Genomic DNA, 17087 nt, shown 5'->3' with positions numbered 1-17087 from the left:
GGAGCCCGGTGCGAGGGCGTGTGCCCATCCGTTGACAGATCTGCCTGCGAAATGACACTACGTGACCCCAGGTAGCCTCGCACCGGGCTCCGCGGCCGGGGTGTGCACCTCCCAGCGCCAGCGACACGAGAGGCTCGCCGCCGGCGTCAGCGCGGTGGAGCGGAGCCCCTTCCCATGGCTGGACGCCCGGGTAGTCTCGGCCACGAGGAGGTGGGTCACGAACACGAACCGCGTATCGAGCCCGCGCGCGCGGGCGACGAGCACGAAGACCACGGCAGCCCGGAAGAGCAGCGCCGAGGAGCCCAAGAAGGCCACCGCGACCCGGAAGGCCGCCGCGACCCGGAAGGCCGCCGCGCCGAAGGAGAAGGCTCCCGCAAGGCAGAAGGCTGCGGCGAGCAAGAAGGCTCCGTCGCCCTCGCCGGTAGTGAGGCTCCTCGGGGTCCTCGAGTCGCAGAAGCAGCTCGGCGGCGCGTCGTACCCGCCGACGCTCGAGCGACTCGCCGAGCTGACCGGTGACACGCCCGCGGTGACGGCCAAGGCGCTGACCACCAGGGAGGCGAAGGCGCGCGTGCTGCTTTCCCGCGGCGTGGGAGGCAAGAAGAAGCCAGCGCCCGGTACCACGCTCGTGCTGCTCGCGGACGACCTCCAGGCGGTCGCGCAGTCCGATCGGCTCCTGGAGCTGCAGCTCCAGTCGGCGCGCACGGCCGGCGCGCCCGCGGTCGCTCTGGCGCAGCTCCCCAAGGGCCTCCTGCCGGCCTTGAGCCGCGCGTTCAAGGCGGCGATCGAGCGGCGCATCGCCGAGCGCCGGCTCCCCCGGACCCTGGGCGCCTTGACCGGGAAGAAACCGCTGTTCTTCTTCATCGCAGACGCCGTCCTCCCGGCCGCCGGTGCGCCGGCGCGCCCCGCCGCGCCCGCGCCCCACGGCGCTCCCCGCCACGCGGCCCCCGAAGGCGCTCCCCGCCACGCGGCCCCCGAAGGCGCTCCCCGCCACACGGCCCTCGACGGCGCCCACCACCCCGCGGCCCTCGACGGCGCCCACCACCCCGCGGCCCCCGCCGCCGCTCCCCACCTCGCGACCCCCGACGCCGCCCCCGCGCCCGCCCCCTTCGCCGCTCGCTTCGACGCCGCCTTCGCCGCCCTCGACCGCGACGCCGGCGGCCACAACTACGTCACCCTCCACGCCCTCCGCGCCGCTCTCCCCGACGTCCCGCGCGCCGTCTTCGACGCGGAGCTCGCCGCGCTCCGGCGGCAGCGGCGCTACTCGCTCGACCCGTCCGACGGGCGCCACCACCAGATGGCCGAGGCGGAGCGCGACGCCGGCATCATGGAAGCCGGCAACCTGCTCGTCTACGTGGCGCAGAGGCACGACGCATGAGCAGCGAAGAGCCCACCTTCGAGCGCTTCCTCGCGGCGGTCCGGGGCACCAACCCGTTCCGCAGCCACCGCATCACCGACGTCGGCAGCACCGAGGCCACCGTCGCGTCGATCCACAAGAACGCCTTCAACAAGCTCGTGCGCGTCGTGCAGGACGCCGCGAAGGAGCCGACGAGCCTCGGCGCGCTGCTCATCGGCGCGCCCGGCGTCGGCAAGAGCCACCTGCTCGCGCGGCTGTTCCAGTGGGCCGGGGAAGACAAGGCGACCATCGTCTACCTGCACAACATCCTCGCCTCGCCCGAGCGGATGCTCCGGTACGTGCTCAACGCGACCGTCAGCGACCTCGCGGGGCACCGCGGGAGCGACTACACGCAGTCACGCCTCTACTCCATCCTCAACCGCGCCCTCATCAAGACGGGCGAGCTCAAGGGCCGCAAGATGATGACGGGGCCCAAGGCGATCGAGGCGCGCAAGGAAGCGCTGGCCCGCCTCGGCGCCCAGATCGACCCGCAGAGCGCGGTCATCCCCGTGCTCAACGCGTTCCTCACCGGGACCTCGCACGGGAGCCTCGGCGACGCCGGCGCCGAGAAGCGCGCCCACGCGGCGGTGCTCTGGCTCGCCGGCGAGACCCTCGGGCCCGACGAGGCGCGCCTGCTCGACCAGGCGGCCGGAGACGACGGCCTCGCCCTCGCGGACGACGCCGCGGTGGAGCGCGTCCTCCACGTCCTCTCGCACCTCTGCGCGCTCGCCGAGCTCCCGCTCGTGCTCTGCCTCGACCAGATCGACAACCTCGATCCGGACGCCGTGCGCGCCCTGATGTCGTACGCGCACGCGCTGCTCGACAGGGCAAAGCACCTCGTGATCATCGTCTCCGGCGTGAAGCAGTCCATGCTCTCCATGCGCGCGGGCGAGGTGATCCCGGCGGCCGCGTGGGACCGGATCGCCGAGCGGATCCTCGAGCTGCACATGATCTCGCCCGAGGAAGCCCGCGCCATCCTCGAAGGGCGGCTCGACGCCGCGCTCTCCGGCTTCGAGGAGAAGGAGATCGAGGAGGTCATCGCCGCGCGGAAGCGTGATCGGCTGTTCCCGCTCGGCGGCGAGTGGCTCGATCAGCGCCTCGACGGCGTGCAGGAGCTCCGGCCGCGCGACGCGATCCTCTGGGCGCGGGACCGCTGGGAGGCACAGCAAGATCGGCTCGCGACCGCCGGCGGCAAGCGCTGGCTCAAGGAGTGGCCCGGCCCGGGCGACGACCGACCGAAGCCGCCCGTGGCGAAGCTCGAGGACGTCATCGACGCCGAGGTGAGGAAGAAGCTCGAGGAAGGCAAGAACCGCCGCCGGCTGCAGCAGGCGTCGCTGCCGCCCGACGAGGACAACCTCGCGAGCCTGACGCACCACCTGCTCGCCAGGTGCGCCGGCCAGGACGGCTCGACGCTCCTGAGCGTCGAGCACCTCACCCCGAAGAAGCGGGGCAAGGCCCCGGCGTATCACCTGCTGGCCAGGGAGAAGCGCGCCGACGGCGTGATCGTGAGCACCGGCGTGACGTTCCTCTGCGCGCCGAGCGGGCACGGCGCGCGGATGCCGCTCCAGCGCATGGTCGACGACACGAAGCACACGGACAAGCGCATCCTTGTCACCGACGAGGAGCGCCGGCCGCTGCGGCTGGGGGGCGCCGGCAAGGCCGCGTACGACGCGCTCAGCAAGCTGGGCCGCCAGCGCTTCCTCCACCTTCACCTCGACTTCTCCGGGCACGCGGAGCTCGACTCGCTGGCGGGGCTCCTGGGCGCCGCGAGGAGCCAGGACCTCGAGATCGAGCACCCGCGCGGGCAGTACCGCAAGGTGACCGAGGCCGAGGTGATGGCGTCGTTCCACCGCCAGAGCCTGCTGCTGGCGCCCCCGCTGCTTCGCGAGCTGCTCACCGAGGAGATCGTGAAGGGCGGCACGGACTCGGTGCCGCCGCCGGCGTGGGATCCTCAGCAGACGCGGGAGCACATCATGGCCGAGCTGTCGTGGCGCCTCGGCCTGATGGCGAAGGAGCTCGCGCAGATCTTCGCGACCCGCAAGAAGCTGCCGGAGAAGCGCTTTCCGGAGGTCTGGTCGCACCTCAAGAAGACGGCGCAGGCGCTCCATGACGAGGGCCACGTCCACGCCACGGCGACGGACGACGACCTCTTCGTCCAGCTCCGGAGCAGGAAGTGAGGCTCGTCCACGTCAACGTGACCCAGCTCCGCGTCGCGGCGACGTGCCCGAGGCTCCACTGGTTCGACACCCGCGCCACGGCCGAGCGGCAGGACGGGAAGAAGGTCGTGAGCCGCATCTGGCGCAAGGGCGGGGCGACGCCCGGCTGCGGCGCGCTGTTCCACACCGCGGTGGAGCGCTTCAACGCCGCCGCGCGGAGCTCGGACGAGGTGCTGTCGGCGCTGGAGGCCGCCCGCGACGCCGTGAGCCTCCAGCAGGCGCTGATGCGCTGGTTCAACGCCTCGTGCCTGAACCTCGACGCGCTCGCGGCGCGCCCGGTGCCGCTGCGGCTCGGCTTCATCTCCGCGGTCCAGCTCTACATGGAGGAGCTCGCGCGGCTCGCGGTGCACGCGAGGGCGGACGGCCTGCCCGCGGCGGAGCTCCGGAACCAGCTCTTCGGGGACTCGCGCAAGCGGGTCGATGTGACGTTCCACGTGGGGGAGGACATCCACGTCCACGTGACCGGGGCGATCGATTACGTGTACTTCGATCCGCGGCTCGGGAAGCACCGCATCGTGGATTACAAGCTCACGCCCGCGACCTCCCCGAACAGCGATCTGTTCCAGGTCTTCACCTACGCGCTGATGCACCATCACCAGCACGGCACGCAACCGGACGTGGCGGTGTTCTATCTGCACCCCACGCGCAGCGTCCGGGAGGCGCGCTGGGAGGAGATCGAGGCGAAGCGCGGCAAGGTCCACGAGCTCATCGCCAGCATGGTGGCCTGGTCCGACCACGCGCTGGGCGCCGGGGGGCTGCCGCCGCCGGGCGACCGCGCGAGCTGCGACGGCTGCAAGCACGAGCGCTCCGGGGCGTGCGTCGCGGAGCTCGGCCCCAAGGACAGGGGCGCGTGGGACCGCCGCTGGACGGCGCTCGAGGCCACCCGCGGCGGCGGCGCGCGCGACGCGCACGAGGAGCGCGAGCGCTTCGCCGCCGGCGCGGCGGCGGATGGGCCGACGGCGGACGAGCCGATCGCGGACGAGCCGATGGTGGAGGACGATCCCGAGCTCGAAGAGGCGCTGGCGGTCGTGAAGCCGGCGGGCGAGCGCCTCACGAAAGCGAGGCCGCCGGGGGCCCGGGCCGCGAACGTCAGCGGCATGCTCCTCGGATTCGACGACGGCGGCTCGCCCGTCTGCATGGACCCTGCGGTGCTGCGGACGCACGTCTCGGTCGTCGGCGCTGCGGGGAGCGGCAAGACCTGGATGGCCAAGATCATCGCGGAGGAGGCGCTGCGCGCCGGTGTTCCCGTCCTCGCGATCGACCCCCAGGGCGATCTCGTCCAGATGATGGAGGCGCGCCCGCCCGCCGACGTGCCGGCGGAGCTGCGCCGCGCTTGGGAGGAGCTCCAGGAGCGCATGGAGCCGCGCATCCTCACCCCCGGGTCCTCGCACGGCCAGCGGCTCTGCCTCGACCCCCTGCGGCTCCCGAGCGCGAGCGAGCTCTCGCACATCGCGAACCCCGCGCTCCGCGCCGAGGAGGAGGAGGGCTTGCTCGTGGCGGTGGCGGCCAACCTCGTCAGCCTGTGCGCGTGCGGCGGCGAGGAGGAGTCGCAGCGGACGTTCCTCTATCAGGTGCTGCGGCACCTGCCGCGCGCGGCGCCGGTCCGTCTGAGAGACATCGTGGCTGCCGTCACCGCCCCCGAGGACCTGGGCATGGACGAGGTGGATAGCCTCATCCGCAAGTCCGAGCGCGAGCGGCTCGCGCGCCGGCTCAACACGTTCGTGCAGGGGCCGTCGGCGCGGCTGTTCTCGGGGGGAACGCGCCTCGACTTCACCGAGCTGCTCCGGCCCTCGAAGCCGGGGCGCGTCCCGCTCAACATCGTTTACCTGAACGCGCTCAGCAACGACGACGAGAAGCATTTCTTCCTCGCGGCCCTCGCGACCGAGCTGTACCGCTGGATGATCACGACCGTCGACGCGACCTCCGGCGGCGTGAACCTGCTCTTCTACATCGACGAGGCGCGCGACTGGATCCCGGCCGGCGGCAGCAAGCCCCCCGCCAAGCAGCCGCTCATCCGGCTGTTCACCCAGGGCCGGAAGTACGGAGTGGGCTGCTTGCTGTGCACCCAGAGCCCTCGCTCGGTGGATTACAACGTGTTCGGCAACACGAGCACGAAGCTCATCGGGCGGCTCGAGGCGTCCCAGGACGTGGATCGCGTGATCGACTGGTTCACGATCGAGGGCGGGGCCCCTCCCTGGGTCGCCGCGCGCAAGGGGGCGCCGAAGGGGAGCTTCGTCGCGCGCTGGCCCGACATGCCCGCGGAGCTCGCGGGCCGCGCGTTCAAGGGGCGGACGCTCTTCACGCGCCACGCCGGCGCGTGGTCGCCCGACCTCGTGGAGCGGGCGGTGACGGCGGCGGGGCTCCGTGGCCCGGGCGGGTGACGCGCCGGGCGCGGGCGGGGTTCATCACGGCCTGCCTCCCCCATCCCGATCAGCGGTCCGCCGACCTCACAGAGCGGAAGTGATCGTGCAGTGCATGCATTGTAGAGGCGAGATGAGCACGCTCCCGTGCTCCGTTCAGCGTGGACCGCAACAGTCGAACCACCTCCCACCCGGGCAGCGCTCCGGCAAGCCGAACGCGAACAGCGTGTTACCCGGCGTGCCGATACCGAAGCTCTCGTAGCCGCTCCCCCAGTACACCGTGCCGTCCACCACCGCCGGCCCGGCGTTGACGGAGCCGTCGGCCGGATGGCTCCAGAGGACGGCGCCCGTCGCGGCGTCGAGCGCGTGGACGTTGCCGCTCATCGAGCCGCCGTAGACCAGGCCGTTCGCGACCGTCAGCGGCCCCCTGGTCTGCGCTCCCGGCGTGGGATCGGGCGTCTGCCACAGGATGTCGCCCGTGGCGGCGTCAAGCGCGCTCCACGATCCCCAGTGGATGACCTCCCCGGACGGCTGCAGCGTGTACTCGACCTGGCCGTTGTTGCCGATCGGCACGTAAATCCTGCTCTCGTCCACGGCGACGCCCCACATGATGCCGCCCAGCTCCCCGCCGGGGCCGACCAGCGTGCTCCACACCACGCTCCCATCGTCCCTGTCGAGCGCCCAGAAGATACCGCTCTTCTGGCCGGCGCCGACCAGATCGCGGCGCTCCGCCCCCGCGCCGGCCGTGAAGAGCGTGGCGCCCGTGCCGAAGTCGTAATCCGGGCCCGCCGGATCAGGGCACCAGTCGCCCCCGAAGTAGCACGCTCCCGTCCAGGCGTCGAAGCCCTGGAGCCGCCGCGCCCACTTCAGCGCGCCGGTGCGGAGGTCGAGCGCGAGCACGGCGTCGATGTAGTTGTCTTCCGCGAGGCAGGCCTCGGCGGCGACGGCGTCGTCACCGGCGGCCTCCACGCACGCGGAGACGGACGGCGGCACGGTGTAGTTGTTGCCGGTCGCCACGTACAGCGTGCGGCGCTCGAGGTCGATCGCGGGCGCGCCGCCCCAGACCGCGCCGCCGGTGTAGCCGGCGGGCACCGTGTAGCGCTTCCAGAGCAGCGCCCCGGTCCCCGCGTCGAGCGCGACCACGCTGCCGCGGAAGCTGCAACACGGATACGCGTTGTCCGCCGCGAAGAGCTCCTCGCGCGAGGAGACGCCCACGTACACGCGGCCGCCATGCACGACGGGAGACTGCGTGATGATCGCGGCGGGGTGCGGGTCGAGCTGCGTCTTCCACAGGAGATCGCCGGTGCGGCTGTCCACGGCGAGCATGTGCGCGCCGGCCTGGGTGCCGAGGAACAGCGTGTGGCCGTGGAGCGCGGGGCTCGTGCGCGAGACGGCGCCGGGCGTGCCCGTGAGGCCTGCGATCGTCCGCGTCCAGAGCGGGAGCCCGGTCTCGGCGTCGAGCTTGTACAGGTTGCCACCCCCGTCCGGAAAGTAGAGCGCGCCGTGGTCGACGGCCGGCGTCGCGGGCACGATGCCGCTCGTGGTGAAGGCCCACTTCACGGCGAGCGACGCGGCGTTCGCTGGCCCGATGTCGTTCTCACCGCGCGCGTAGTGCGTGTTGGCGAGATCCCTGCCGTGGACGGTCCAGCGCCCGGCCCCCCTGCCCATCGCCGTGCGGCCCAGGACGACACAGAGCACGGCGAGACATGCGGCCGCCACGATCGCGGACCGCACCCAGAAGATGCGCTTCATGATGATCCTCCTGGGACATCGATGTGAGCGACGATCGGCGGCCCGACACGTCAGCTCCGTCGCCGCTGCAACACGAAGCCCCGAGGATACGTCACGCGGAATCGAGCAGCGCGTCAATCGGGTAGCGAAGATTGACGAAGCGCGGGAGCGATCCGGAACAGTTGAAAGGCAGGCTCGCCCCGCTGAGGGCCCAGCGCGCCGCGGTGATGTAGTCGTCAGAGGCGCCTTGTCATCAGCGAGGCGTGTGCGTGGGCGCTCGCCGCCGGCCTGCGCACCACCGAGAGACCGTGGACGCGACCTCCGGCGGCGCGAACCTGCTCTTCTACATCGACGAGGGGCGCGACCGGATCCCGGCCGGCGGCAGCAAGCCGCCCGGCCGACAGCGGGAGACCCAGGGCACGATGCGCCTACGGGGCAGGTCCGTGTCGCCGAGCTCGGCGTCGACGTCGGCCCACCAGGGCGCGAGGAGAACCGGCGAGCTCACGCACGTCGGGAACAGTAGCGCAGCAAATCGCACCGGCTTACACTCCGGGTCATGTCCACCGTGACGATGAGCAGCGAAGGCCAGCTCACGGTCCCCGCTTCGCCGACAGATGGATGAAACGACTCGATCCACAGCAAGCCGCCATGGAGCTGCCGAACGAACGGCTGGTGCCGGCCGCGCTCCGCGTGGCGGCACCCCCGCAGATCGTTCAGCCCCTGCGGCGACGAGAGAGGCGATGATAGAAATTGGGCATGCAACCAGCGCCGAGCAGATAGCGCAGGCCCGTGCGCTCTTTCTTGAGTACCAGGCCTCGCTCGATGTCGACCTGTGCTTTCAAGGCTTCGCCGAGGAGCTCGCGGGCCTGCCTGGCGCCTACGCCCCGCCGTCGGGTCGACTCCTGCTCTGCACCGTCGGCCAGGTCCCGCATGGCTGCGTCGCGCTGCGAGCCATCACCGCCGAGGACTGCGAGATGAAGCGGCTGTATGTACGCCCGGGGCAGCGCGGCCTCGGGCTCGGGCGGCGGCTCGTTGCTCGGGTGCTCGACGAGGCTCGCGCGATCGGGTACCGGCGTATCTACCTCGACACGTTGCCGTCGATGGCTCGTGCCGCGGCGATGTACGAGGCGCTCGGATTCAAGGACGTCCCTCCCTACCGGCACAATCCGGTCGCCGGCACCCGCTACATGGCCCTTCCCTTGTGACGGGCCGTCGACCGAGGCACCGCGCGGCGGAGATCCCGAAGGAGCTCGAGGACCGTCACTCGGTTGTGCAGTCGGGCGCCGCGCTCGGGTCGGCCACCCACGCCGCGAGGCGCGCGGTTCCGGCATCGCCCCACGCATCGTGAGCGAGCTGGTTGAGCCGGCACCACTCGTGGCGTGTCTGCTGGATCGCGAGCGACTTCGCCGCCTCATGTTGCGCCGTGCGATCCGACAACGAGCTCTTGTCCTTGCTGAGCTCGTCGTGCGTCATCGCGACCGGGGCCGGACAGTCGTCGCCTGGCTCGTAGTGGACCGTACCCGAGACGAGCCCATAGGCGGTCGTCCGCCGGTGGCGGACCGTCACGATCGCGTACTCCGGGTACGGGGCATCGGCGTCGCGAACCAATGCCGTCTGCTTCGGCTTGTCGCCCTGCACGACGAGGAAGCCCGTCGACGGAACCGAGGAGTACGGCGCGAGCACAGGGAAAGCGGTGAGCGACTGGTCCACGAGGACGTCGCCGCCGAGCTCGACCCAGTTCGTGTGTGCGTAGAAGTCCTGCACCGCGTGCAGGGAGCGGGAAAAGGCCAGCATGGCCAGGGCATCTCCATCCAGGAGCGCGATGCCCGGGCCCAGCGCTTTCACGGCCTTGGCCTGGTACTCGGCGACGAAGGCGGCGCCGCCGCTGAAGTTGCAGTCATCGAAGTGGGCGGCATTGAGGAGAAGGAACGTGGGGTCCGTGGACACGTTGCCGGCGATCAGGGCCTTGAGCACGGCAGGCTTCAGGAACGCCAGCGCCGTGCTGGTGATCTCTTCGTGGTTCGGCTCCCCCGGCGCCGTCGAAAATTCATGGGCGCTCTCTTCGAGCGCCTCGACCGTTCCAGTCTCGCCGGCGCAGCCGAGCGTCAGCGCGAGACCCATGACTCCCAATCCGAGCGCAGCGTGTTGATGCATGATGCGTGCGATTGCAAAGCGCGATCCAGGCGTTCGAGCTGAGCGTTGGCTGGATGAAACGCACGCGAGGAGTTTGCACGAACGCGCCGGCGGCCGACGACGGCACCTCATCCCCCGCCGTTACCTTCCACGCGCGGCCTGCACACCTGCCCCACTGCGACATTTCGCCACGCGCTTCCGCGGAGGAGGCGATGATGAGAGTCGACGTCCACCTGCCGCCCATCGCATTCGATGCGAGCATCCTGGAGTGGCTGCCGTCCGCCGCGATCGACAGGACAAAGCTGCGGGACGCGCTCACCTCCGACGGACGGCGTGGAGCCCGCACGCTGCTGCGTCGGCCTCCTTGACAAACGGGGACAGCCGTAAGGTACGCTGCCTTGCCATGAGGAGTGGGGACGGCTCGACGGAAAGAAGGCGGTGGCCTCTCGCGCTGATCGCAGCGCTCTGCGGATGCCGAGGAGCGTCCCCACAATCGAACGAGACGCCAGTCGCGAGCGCGACCGCCCCGGCCAGCGGTACGGGCGCCGTCGCGACGTCGCACGCTCCACCGGTCATGGGCCAAGCAGCGCCTTCGAAGGACGAGGTGGCCAGACGATTGGCCGACATCGGCCCGGGAGAGGAGCGTGAAATCGGCGAGGGCGTCTTCATGACAATGCACAGGTTGCAGGCCATCCAGCCGCTCGGAGATGGATGGCACCGCGCCCAATCGACCGAAGGCTCGTTCTCCGTGGAGTTGCCACTACCTTTCAACGACTTTCGAGTGCGCGCCCAGGCGACCGACAACGTGGAGATGCGCACGCATACAGTGGGCGGAAAAACCCCTGGACTGCTCGCATGGTCCGCGAGCTGCCTGGCGCGGCGAGATGGCAAGCTCGGGCCGGAGGCTCGCGCGCCCGGGTCGGACAAGATCGAGGTGAAGGGCACACCACCGGTGGCACACTCTCGGTCGGTGGATCTCGATGACATGACCTGCATCCTCATCGTCGAGGCCCAGGGCTCGGATCCGGTGCCGCCCGAGGCCGATCGGCTACGCTTTCTCCATTCACTCAAACGGACGGGGAGGCCGGCATGGTGAGGCGAGCTGCTCGGCAAGACCGGCCGGCGATAGCGCTCCGGCCAGGGCGAGTGCTAAACACCTCCCCGTGACCTCACCGCTGCTCTCTCCTTTCTCCTTCCCGAACGGCCTCACCGCCAGAAACCGCGTCTGGCTCGCCCCGCTCACGAACGGGCAAAGCCACGACGATGGCTCCCTGGGCGACGACGAGCTGCGCTGGCTCTCCTGCCGCGCGCAAGGCGGCTTCGGCGTCGTCGAGACCTGCGCCGCCCACGTCGCCGAGGACGGCCAGGCCTGGCAGGGCGAGCTCGGCGTCTTCGCCGACCGGCTGCTGCCCGGCCTGCGCCGGCTCGCGACCGAGATCGCCGCCCCCGGCGCGCTCGGCCTCGTCCAGCTCTTTCACGGCGGCCTCCGCGCCAATCCCCAGGTGTCCGGCGTGCCCACGTGGAGCGCCAGCGCCGTCGCCGAGCCGGACCTCCCCGTCCCCCGCGCCGCCACCGAGCAAGACATCCTCCTCGCAATTGACCGCTTCCGCGACGCCGCCACGCGGGCGCTCTCGGCCGGCTTCGCGGGCGTCGAGCTGCACGGCGCCCACGGCTACCTCCTCGGCCAGTTCCTGTCCGCCACCCAGAACCGCCGCACGGATCGCTGGGGCGGCGCGTGGGAGAACCGGGCTCGTCTCCTGCGCGAGACCCTCCGGGCGGTCCGCGCCGCGGTGCCCGCGTCCTTCGTGGTCGGCGTACGCCTGTCGCCCGAGGACTGGGGTCAGGCCAAGGGGCTCGACCTCGACGAGAACCTCACGCTCGCCCGCTGGCTCGCCGAGGACGGCGCCGACTTCCTCCACCTCTCGCTGTGGGACTGGAGCAAGCCCTCGCAGAAACGCCCGGACACGCACCCGCTGCCGCTGTTCCGCGAGGCGGTGGGGGCGAGCCTGCCGCTCGTGGTCGCCGGCGGCGTCTGGACGCGCGCCGAGGCCGAAGCGCTCCTTGACAAGGGCGCCACCGCGGTCGCGCTGGGGCGCGCCGCCATCGTCAACCCCGACTGGCCGCAACGCATTGCCGACCCCGCGTGGCAACCGCGGCGGCCGCCGCTCACGCGCGCCGAGCTGTACGAGCGCGGCGTCTCCGAGACCTTCGCCGGGTACCTGCGGCGATGGAAAGGCTTCGTGGCCGACTGACGGCCCCCCTCAGCCGAGACGTCGACCGGAGGGAGCGAGACACCCCCGCGCACGATCCGCCGTCACGTCCCGCAGAACGTGTGCTGCACGCGCTCGTCCAGCTGCGGGGGCTCGCTCAGATGGGCGTTCTCCGGCTGATCCTCGTACGGCCGCGCGAGCACCCGCACGAGCGTCTCGAAGGGCTCGAAGTCGTTCCGGAGAACGGCAGCCTGGATGAGCGCCTCGATCCGGTGATTGCGCGGGATGAACGCCGGATTGACGAGCCGCATCGCGCTCGCGCGCGCGCTGTCGTCGACGCGCGCGACGTCCTCCCTGGCGAGCCGCCGGCGCCACCCCTCGGCCCAGTCGCGGAAGGCGCCGGGCTCCGCGAACAGCGAGGCCACCTGCGCGTCGGCGGCGGGGTCGGCCGCGGAAGCGCAGAGCCGGCGAAAGAAGACCGTGTAATCGACGCCGTTCGACGCGAGGCGCTCCAGCAGATCGGCGGCGAGCGCGAGGTCATCGTCTTCCTCGCGCACGAGCCCCAGCTTGGCGCGCAGGACGCGCTCGTGCGCCTCCACGAACAGGCCGGTGAAGCGCTCCACGCGCTCGGTCGCCACGCGGATGGCCTCCTCCTGGTCGTCGGCCAGGAGAGGCAAGAGCGCCTCGGCGAGCCGCAACATGTTCCACTGGGCGATGCGCGGCTGGTTCCCGAAGGCGTAGCGACCGCCCCGATCGATCGAGCTGAACTTCTTCGCAGGATCGTACTCGTCGAGGAACGCGCACGGCCCGTAATCGATGGTCTCGCCCGAGATCGACGTGTTGTCGGTGTTCATCACGCCGTGCACGAAGCCGACCCCCAGCCAGCGCGCGACGAGGTTGGCCTGCGCCTCGACGACGCGATCGAGCAGCGCCAGCGCGTCGTTGCCGCTGCCCACCGCCTCGGGGTAGTGCCGGGCGAGCGCGTATGAAGCGAGGATGGCCAGCGCCTCGCGGTCATTGCGCGCGGCGAAGAACTGGAACGTGCCCACGCGAATGTGGCTCGCGGCCACGCGCGTGAGCACCGCGCCGGGGAGCACCTCCTCGCGATAGACCGGCTCGCCCGTCGTCACGGCGGCGAGCGCGCGCGTCGTCGGCACACCGAGCGCCGCCATGGCCTCGCTCACGACGTACTCGCGCAGCACGGGCCCGAGGGCGGCGCGCCCGTCTCCGCCGCGCGAGAACGGCGTCCGCCCTGCGCCCTTGAGCTGGATGTCGCGTCGCCTGCCGTCCTTGCCGACGACCTCGCCGAGCAGGATGGCCCGACCATCCCCGAGCTGCCCCACGAAGCTGCCGAACTGGTGCCCCGCGTACGCGAGCGCGATCGGCTCCGCGCCCTCCGGCAGCGCGTTGCCCGCGAGCAGCTGCGCCCCCTCCGCCGAAGCGAGCTGCTCGGCGTCGAGCCCGAGCACCTCCGCGAGCGCGCGGTTGACCTTCACGAGGCGCGGCTCGCGGACCCTGGCGGGCGAGACGCGCGCGTGGAAGCGGTCCGGAAGCCGGGCGTAGGTGTTGTCGAAGGCGAACTTCATCGGCGAACCTCGTGGCGGGTGGGAGCCAGCAGCGTCCTTTGAGCCGTCGTTCTACAGCAATCCGCGCCTCCGCGCCGCCCGGCAAACGAGGGAGCGCAGCAGGCCCCGCCCGCGCTCACTCGTACCACGTCGGCACGATCGCCCGCACCTCGGGCAGCGCGGCGATGCGGCAGATCTGGTCCCATGGCGCGTCCGCGAGCGCGCCATGGTGCGCGACGCACTCGGCGTCTCCCGTGGGGAAGAGGTACAGCGTCTCGGCGGGCACATCGCACCCGGCGCGCCCTCGCGACGAGCCCGCCTGGATCGTGGGTGCGATGTCCCGCACGCGGGCGAGGAGCGCCTCGTCGCCCGTCGGCAGGCAAAACTCCACGGATCCATCGTTCACGCACCCCGTGTCCCTGGTGAATGCAAGCTTCTGGCTCGGACACGACGCCGCGGCGGGAAAAGGCCCCTCGACAGGCCCCTCACCCGGCGTGGACGGCGGCGCGGACGTACAGCTCGACAGGCACGTTACCAGCAAGCTGGAGATGGCGAATCGTCGCATGGTGCTCCCTCGGCGGCTGAGCATGCCACGCCTGCGCGCGCGGCGCCGGCAGGGTGTCTTCCCGCCTGCCATCGAGGATCATCGCGGTCGGCTCCTGAAATGCCGAGCGCGCCGCCTCGAGCCGCTCGCAGAGCGCGCCCGGCGGGCGGCTCGGGGAAGCTCGCCGGTGCGGTGGTCGTCACCCGGCGCCCGGTCTGGTAGCGTACGCGTCGAGGTGCCTGTGCTCAAGCTGCCGAAAGATCTCGTCGCCGATCCGCGCCACGACGCGGTGTCCACGCTCCTCACGAAGCATGCAGGTTTGCTGTGGGAGAGCGGTCGAAACCGGGTGGCGAGCCTCCCGATGACCGAGGCGCTGGCCACGGAGCTCCGCCACGCGCTCCTGGCCGAGCACGCCTGCCACGGCCTCGAGCTCATCGCCGACAAGCTCGCGAGCGAACAGAAAGGGCTGGATGCGCTGGCCAGGAAGGCCCCGGAGAATCCGCAGAACGCCCGCGCCTCTCGCCTCCTCTTTCTCGCGAACGATGGCAGCACCCGCTTCTATCGCGACTGCGACGCGCTCCTCTCCCGGTACCGGCAGCGCCTCATGGCCTGCCGGCTCGAACTTCCGGGCGAGGCGCTGGGCGAGAAGATCACGGGGAGCCCGAGGCTCATCCGGAGCGTGCTCGTCTTCGACAAGAAGGTCACCGCCAGGGCGCTGCTCGCCCTCCTCCCGCCAGGCTGACCCTGGGCGACGGGAGAGCGACAGGTGAGCGATGTCAGTTCGACGTGGTGACCGGGTAGCGGTAGAAGCTCTGCGCCCATTCGATGGTCCAGATGGCGGGCTCCACGTACACGTTCTTGTCCTCGCCCAGGATCATGTCGCGCTTGATCTTCGCCATCGCCGCCAGGAAGCCGCGACGGTCGCCCTCCATCTTCGGCCTCATCACGCTGGAGGGGGGGTACAGCTCCCTGACCTGCGCCACGGTCTGCTCGTCGTCGATCCACCGGTCGACCCCGCGCTCTCCGGCCGGGAGCGGGCCTCCGCTGTCCAGCCAGTCGCGCAGATCGTTGTCCCCGCGGCTCACGCCGTCCGCGTGGCAGCCGATGCACGAGCTGCCGACGTTCTGGCGGCGGTCCGGGACGGCATAGCCGATCTCGCTCGCCAGCTTCGCGTCCGTGAGGCCCCGGTGGAGGCGGGGATCTCGCACGGCGTTGACCATCGAATCGATCCGGCGCTGGCCGAAGCCGCCCCAGAGGGCGTACCCTTGCAAGCCGTTCGGTAGATCCCAGATGACCTCTTCCTCGGACTGCTGCATCCCGTCGATCCCTGTGTAGTAGCGGCAGTTGGAGAACTGCGCGCCGACGTAGCTCGGCTGCGGGTCGCACCCGGGCGGCTCCGAGTTGAACGGCTGCGCCAGGGTCGCGATGAAGCTGAACGTCTCGGCCACCACGCCGCCGCCTGTCCCGCTGACGAACTTCGGGATCGGGTACGCCCAGAAGGGGAACCGGATCTGCCCCGTCGCGTACGCGTCCTCGATCGTGGTCACGCCGTCGGCGAGCTGCCCGGTCCAGACGTCCCACGTCTTCCAGTAATACCCGCCGCTCGTCGTCCTGGCGCGCCAGTACATGCGGGAGTCGATGGGGTGGGCCTCCTTCGTCACCATGTACTCGTACGACTTCATGCCCTCGTCCTTGATCACGCCGAGCTCGGCCTCGAGATCCTGCGAGTACCAGGGGATGGCCATGATCGCGCTGTACACGTCCGGACGGGTCAGCGTGAACACCAGCTGGCTGGCCTCGATGTAATCCGTCTTGAACCCATCGACGAAGGGCGGCAGCGGCTCGCCGGCCGAGGCGCCCTCGACGTTGCCCGCGAGGACGCGCCCCCACACAAGCCGCGCGAAGCTCGGGTCTTCCTGGACCTCCGCCGTATAGCTGTATTTCTCCTTCGTCGTGACGTCGCTGCCGACCGGCTCGCCCAGGTAGTTGACGGTCGTTTCCCCGAAGAAGATGTCGTCGTCCGAGCCGCCGAAATGGAGCTTGGTGACGCCCTTGTTGTAGCCCCAGTAGTCGCGGGTATCGAAGCGGTACACGATGCCCTTGCCGTTGATGTCCACCGGGTTCGCGACCTCGGGCGCCCAGCGCGCGGTGGAGTTCAGCGCCTTCGACAGCGCCACGCGAGCCACGTTGAGCTCGTCGGCGGAGACGCCGGCGTTGTGGAGCTCGTGCAGCGAGGCGTACTGGATGAACTCCGCGTCGGCCGCCGGGATCCCGGCGCTGTCCGCCTCGATCCAGCCCGTCACGTCCATCTCGGAGATCTCCTCGTCCATCGGGACGGGGCGCGGTGTCTCCGGGAGGCCCGGCGCGACAGCGGCGGCCCACGCCTGGACGGCCTCGAGCATCTCCTGGTTCGCATCCATGCAGTCCGATCCGAAGCAGGCGTGCCGGTCGACGCCCATGCGGACGACGAGCTTGGAGTCCGCCGGCTGCTTGAAGTTCACGCGCGTGAGCGCGTATTCGTGCGCCAGCGCCGCGTCGACATCGGCGATGAGGGGCGCGCTGGCGCGGGTCTCGGTGCTGTGGCAGCTGGAGCAGTTCGCGCGCAGCAGCGGATAGATGGCCGACGTGAAGGCCGCCAGCGAGACCGACCTGTCCACCAGCAGCGGGCAGACCTGCTCGACGTTCACACCGCCTCTTCCATCGCTGATCTCGTTGTACCCAGCCTCGCAGTCCGAGATCTCCACCGAGCCAGCGCCTGTGCTGCCTCCGGTTCCCGGGCCGCTCTGTGTGCCGGTGCCATGGTCACCGCCGCCGCCGTCATTGCCGGGGCCATAGCCCAGGATCGAGATCCCGCACGCAGCGTTGAGCAGCGGGAGCGCCGAAAAGCAGCAGAGTGAAGTCAGGGCATGGAAGAGCCTCATGACAGAGCGTCCTG

General features: G+C 70.9%; 16 protein-coding genes. 8 read left to right on the top strand and 8 right to left on the bottom strand.

Annotation, left to right across the window (positions count from 1 at the left end; translation table 11 throughout):
• Window positions 1–57: 57 nt before the first annotated feature.
• Window positions 58–399 carry a hypothetical protein gene (locus WMF36_RS13950; RefSeq protein ID WP_437580080.1) on the bottom strand — a complete coding sequence of 114 codons (342 nt, stop codon included), beginning with the start codon at window positions 397–399 and terminating at the stop codon, window positions 58–60.
• Window positions 400–424: 25 nt separating this feature from the next.
• Here WMF36_RS13950 and WMF36_RS13945 point away from each other — a divergent pair, with 25 nt between their 5' ends.
• From WMF36_RS13945 to WMF36_RS13935, 3 genes are read left to right on the top strand one after another with little or no spacing between them, the layout of a single operon-like run.
• The gene (locus WMF36_RS13945; protein ID WP_437580079.1) at window positions 425–1375 is read left to right on the top strand and encodes a hypothetical protein; all 951 of its coding nucleotides are present in this window, start codon (window positions 425–427) and stop codon (window positions 1373–1375) included.
• Window positions 1372–3570 (top strand): P-loop NTPase fold protein, encoded by a 2199-nt coding sequence (locus WMF36_RS13940; RefSeq protein ID WP_437580078.1) that lies wholly within the window; start codon window positions 1372–1374, stop codon window positions 3568–3570. The genes WMF36_RS13945 and WMF36_RS13940 overlap by 4 nt, the downstream gene beginning before the upstream one ends.
• On the top strand, window positions 3567–5990 hold the full coding sequence (locus WMF36_RS13935; RefSeq protein ID WP_437580077.1) for a helicase HerA-like domain-containing protein: 2424 nt from the start codon (window positions 3567–3569) through the stop codon (window positions 5988–5990). Before WMF36_RS13940 ends, WMF36_RS13935 begins: the two co-directional genes overlap by 4 nt.
• Before the next feature lie 135 nt (window positions 5991–6125).
• Here the strand turns inward: WMF36_RS13935 and WMF36_RS13930 are convergent, their stop codons facing one another.
• Complete coding sequence (locus tag WMF36_RS13930; protein ID WP_437580076.1) at window positions 6126–7721, bottom strand: outer membrane protein assembly factor BamB family protein; 1596 nt, start codon at window positions 7719–7721, stop codon at window positions 6126–6128.
• 322 nt (window positions 7722–8043) lie between these two features.
• Window positions 8044–8205 (bottom strand): hypothetical protein, encoded by a 162-nt coding sequence (locus WMF36_RS13925; protein WP_437580075.1) that lies wholly within the window; start codon window positions 8203–8205, stop codon window positions 8044–8046.
• 235 nt (window positions 8206–8440) lie between these two features.
• Here WMF36_RS13925 and WMF36_RS13920 point away from each other — a divergent pair, with 235 nt between their 5' ends.
• The gene (locus WMF36_RS13920; protein ID WP_437580074.1) at window positions 8441–8905 is read left to right on the top strand and encodes a GNAT family N-acetyltransferase; all 465 of its coding nucleotides are present in this window, start codon (window positions 8441–8443) and stop codon (window positions 8903–8905) included.
• 55 nt (window positions 8906–8960) lie between these two features.
• Here WMF36_RS13920 and WMF36_RS13915 read toward each other — a convergent pair whose 3' ends face one another.
• A complete protein-coding gene (locus tag WMF36_RS13915) occupies window positions 8961–9821 on the bottom strand; it encodes a hypothetical protein (RefSeq protein ID WP_437580073.1) in 861 nt (286 codons plus the stop codon).
• Between the two features lie 44 nt (window positions 9822–9865).
• Here WMF36_RS13915 and WMF36_RS13910 point away from each other — a divergent pair, with 44 nt between their 5' ends.
• The 3 genes from WMF36_RS13910 (at window position 9866) to WMF36_RS13900 (ending at window position 12085) form a co-directional block, all read left to right on the top strand.
• Window positions 9866–10201 (top strand): hypothetical protein, encoded by a 336-nt coding sequence (locus WMF36_RS13910; protein ID WP_437580072.1) that lies wholly within the window; start codon window positions 9866–9868, stop codon window positions 10199–10201.
• Between the two features lie 206 nt (window positions 10202–10407).
• Complete coding sequence (locus WMF36_RS13905; RefSeq protein ID WP_437580071.1) at window positions 10408–10929, top strand: hypothetical protein; 522 nt, start codon at window positions 10408–10410, stop codon at window positions 10927–10929.
• Window positions 10930–10996: 67 nt separating this feature from the next.
• Entirely contained in the window at window positions 10997–12085 is a 1089-nt protein-coding gene (locus WMF36_RS13900) for a HisA/HisF-related TIM barrel protein (protein WP_437580070.1), read from the top strand.
• 62 nt (window positions 12086–12147) lie between these two features.
• Here WMF36_RS13900 and WMF36_RS13895 read toward each other — a convergent pair whose 3' ends face one another.
• The 3 genes from WMF36_RS13895 to WMF36_RS13885 all read right to left on the bottom strand — a co-directional run bounded on the left by WMF36_RS13895 (window position 12148) and on the right by WMF36_RS13885 (window position 14255).
• Window positions 12148–13629, bottom strand: a complete 1482-nt coding sequence (locus WMF36_RS13895; protein WP_437580069.1) for a protein adenylyltransferase SelO — start codon at window positions 13627–13629, stop codon at window positions 12148–12150.
• Between the two features lie 115 nt (window positions 13630–13744).
• Window positions 13745–13999 carry a hypothetical protein gene (locus WMF36_RS13890; protein ID WP_437580068.1) on the bottom strand — a complete coding sequence of 85 codons (255 nt, stop codon included), beginning with the start codon at window positions 13997–13999 and terminating at the stop codon, window positions 13745–13747.
• Between the two features lie 94 nt (window positions 14000–14093).
• Window positions 14094–14255: a hypothetical protein gene (locus WMF36_RS13885; protein ID WP_437580067.1), complete on the bottom strand. Its 162-nt coding sequence runs from the start codon at window positions 14253–14255 to the stop codon at window positions 14094–14096.
• Between the two features lie 132 nt (window positions 14256–14387).
• Here WMF36_RS13885 and WMF36_RS13880 point away from each other — a divergent pair, with 132 nt between their 5' ends.
• Window positions 14388–14894: a hypothetical protein gene (locus WMF36_RS13880; RefSeq protein ID WP_437580066.1), complete on the top strand. Its 507-nt coding sequence runs from the start codon at window positions 14388–14390 to the stop codon at window positions 14892–14894.
• 34 nt (window positions 14895–14928) lie between these two features.
• On the opposite strand, the gene WMF36_RS13875 is transcribed toward WMF36_RS13880, so the two are convergent.
• Entirely contained in the window at window positions 14929–17073 is a 2145-nt protein-coding gene (locus WMF36_RS13875; RefSeq protein ID WP_437580065.1) for a hypothetical protein, read from the bottom strand.
• Window positions 17074–17087 lie beyond the last annotated feature (14 nt).

It is taken from the genome of Sorangium sp. So ce887 (genome assembly GCF_051521455.1).
Classification (GTDB): Bacteria; Myxococcota_A; Polyangia; order Polyangiales; family Polyangiaceae; genus Sorangium.
This window is presented reverse-complemented; position numbering and strand designations above follow the sequence as displayed.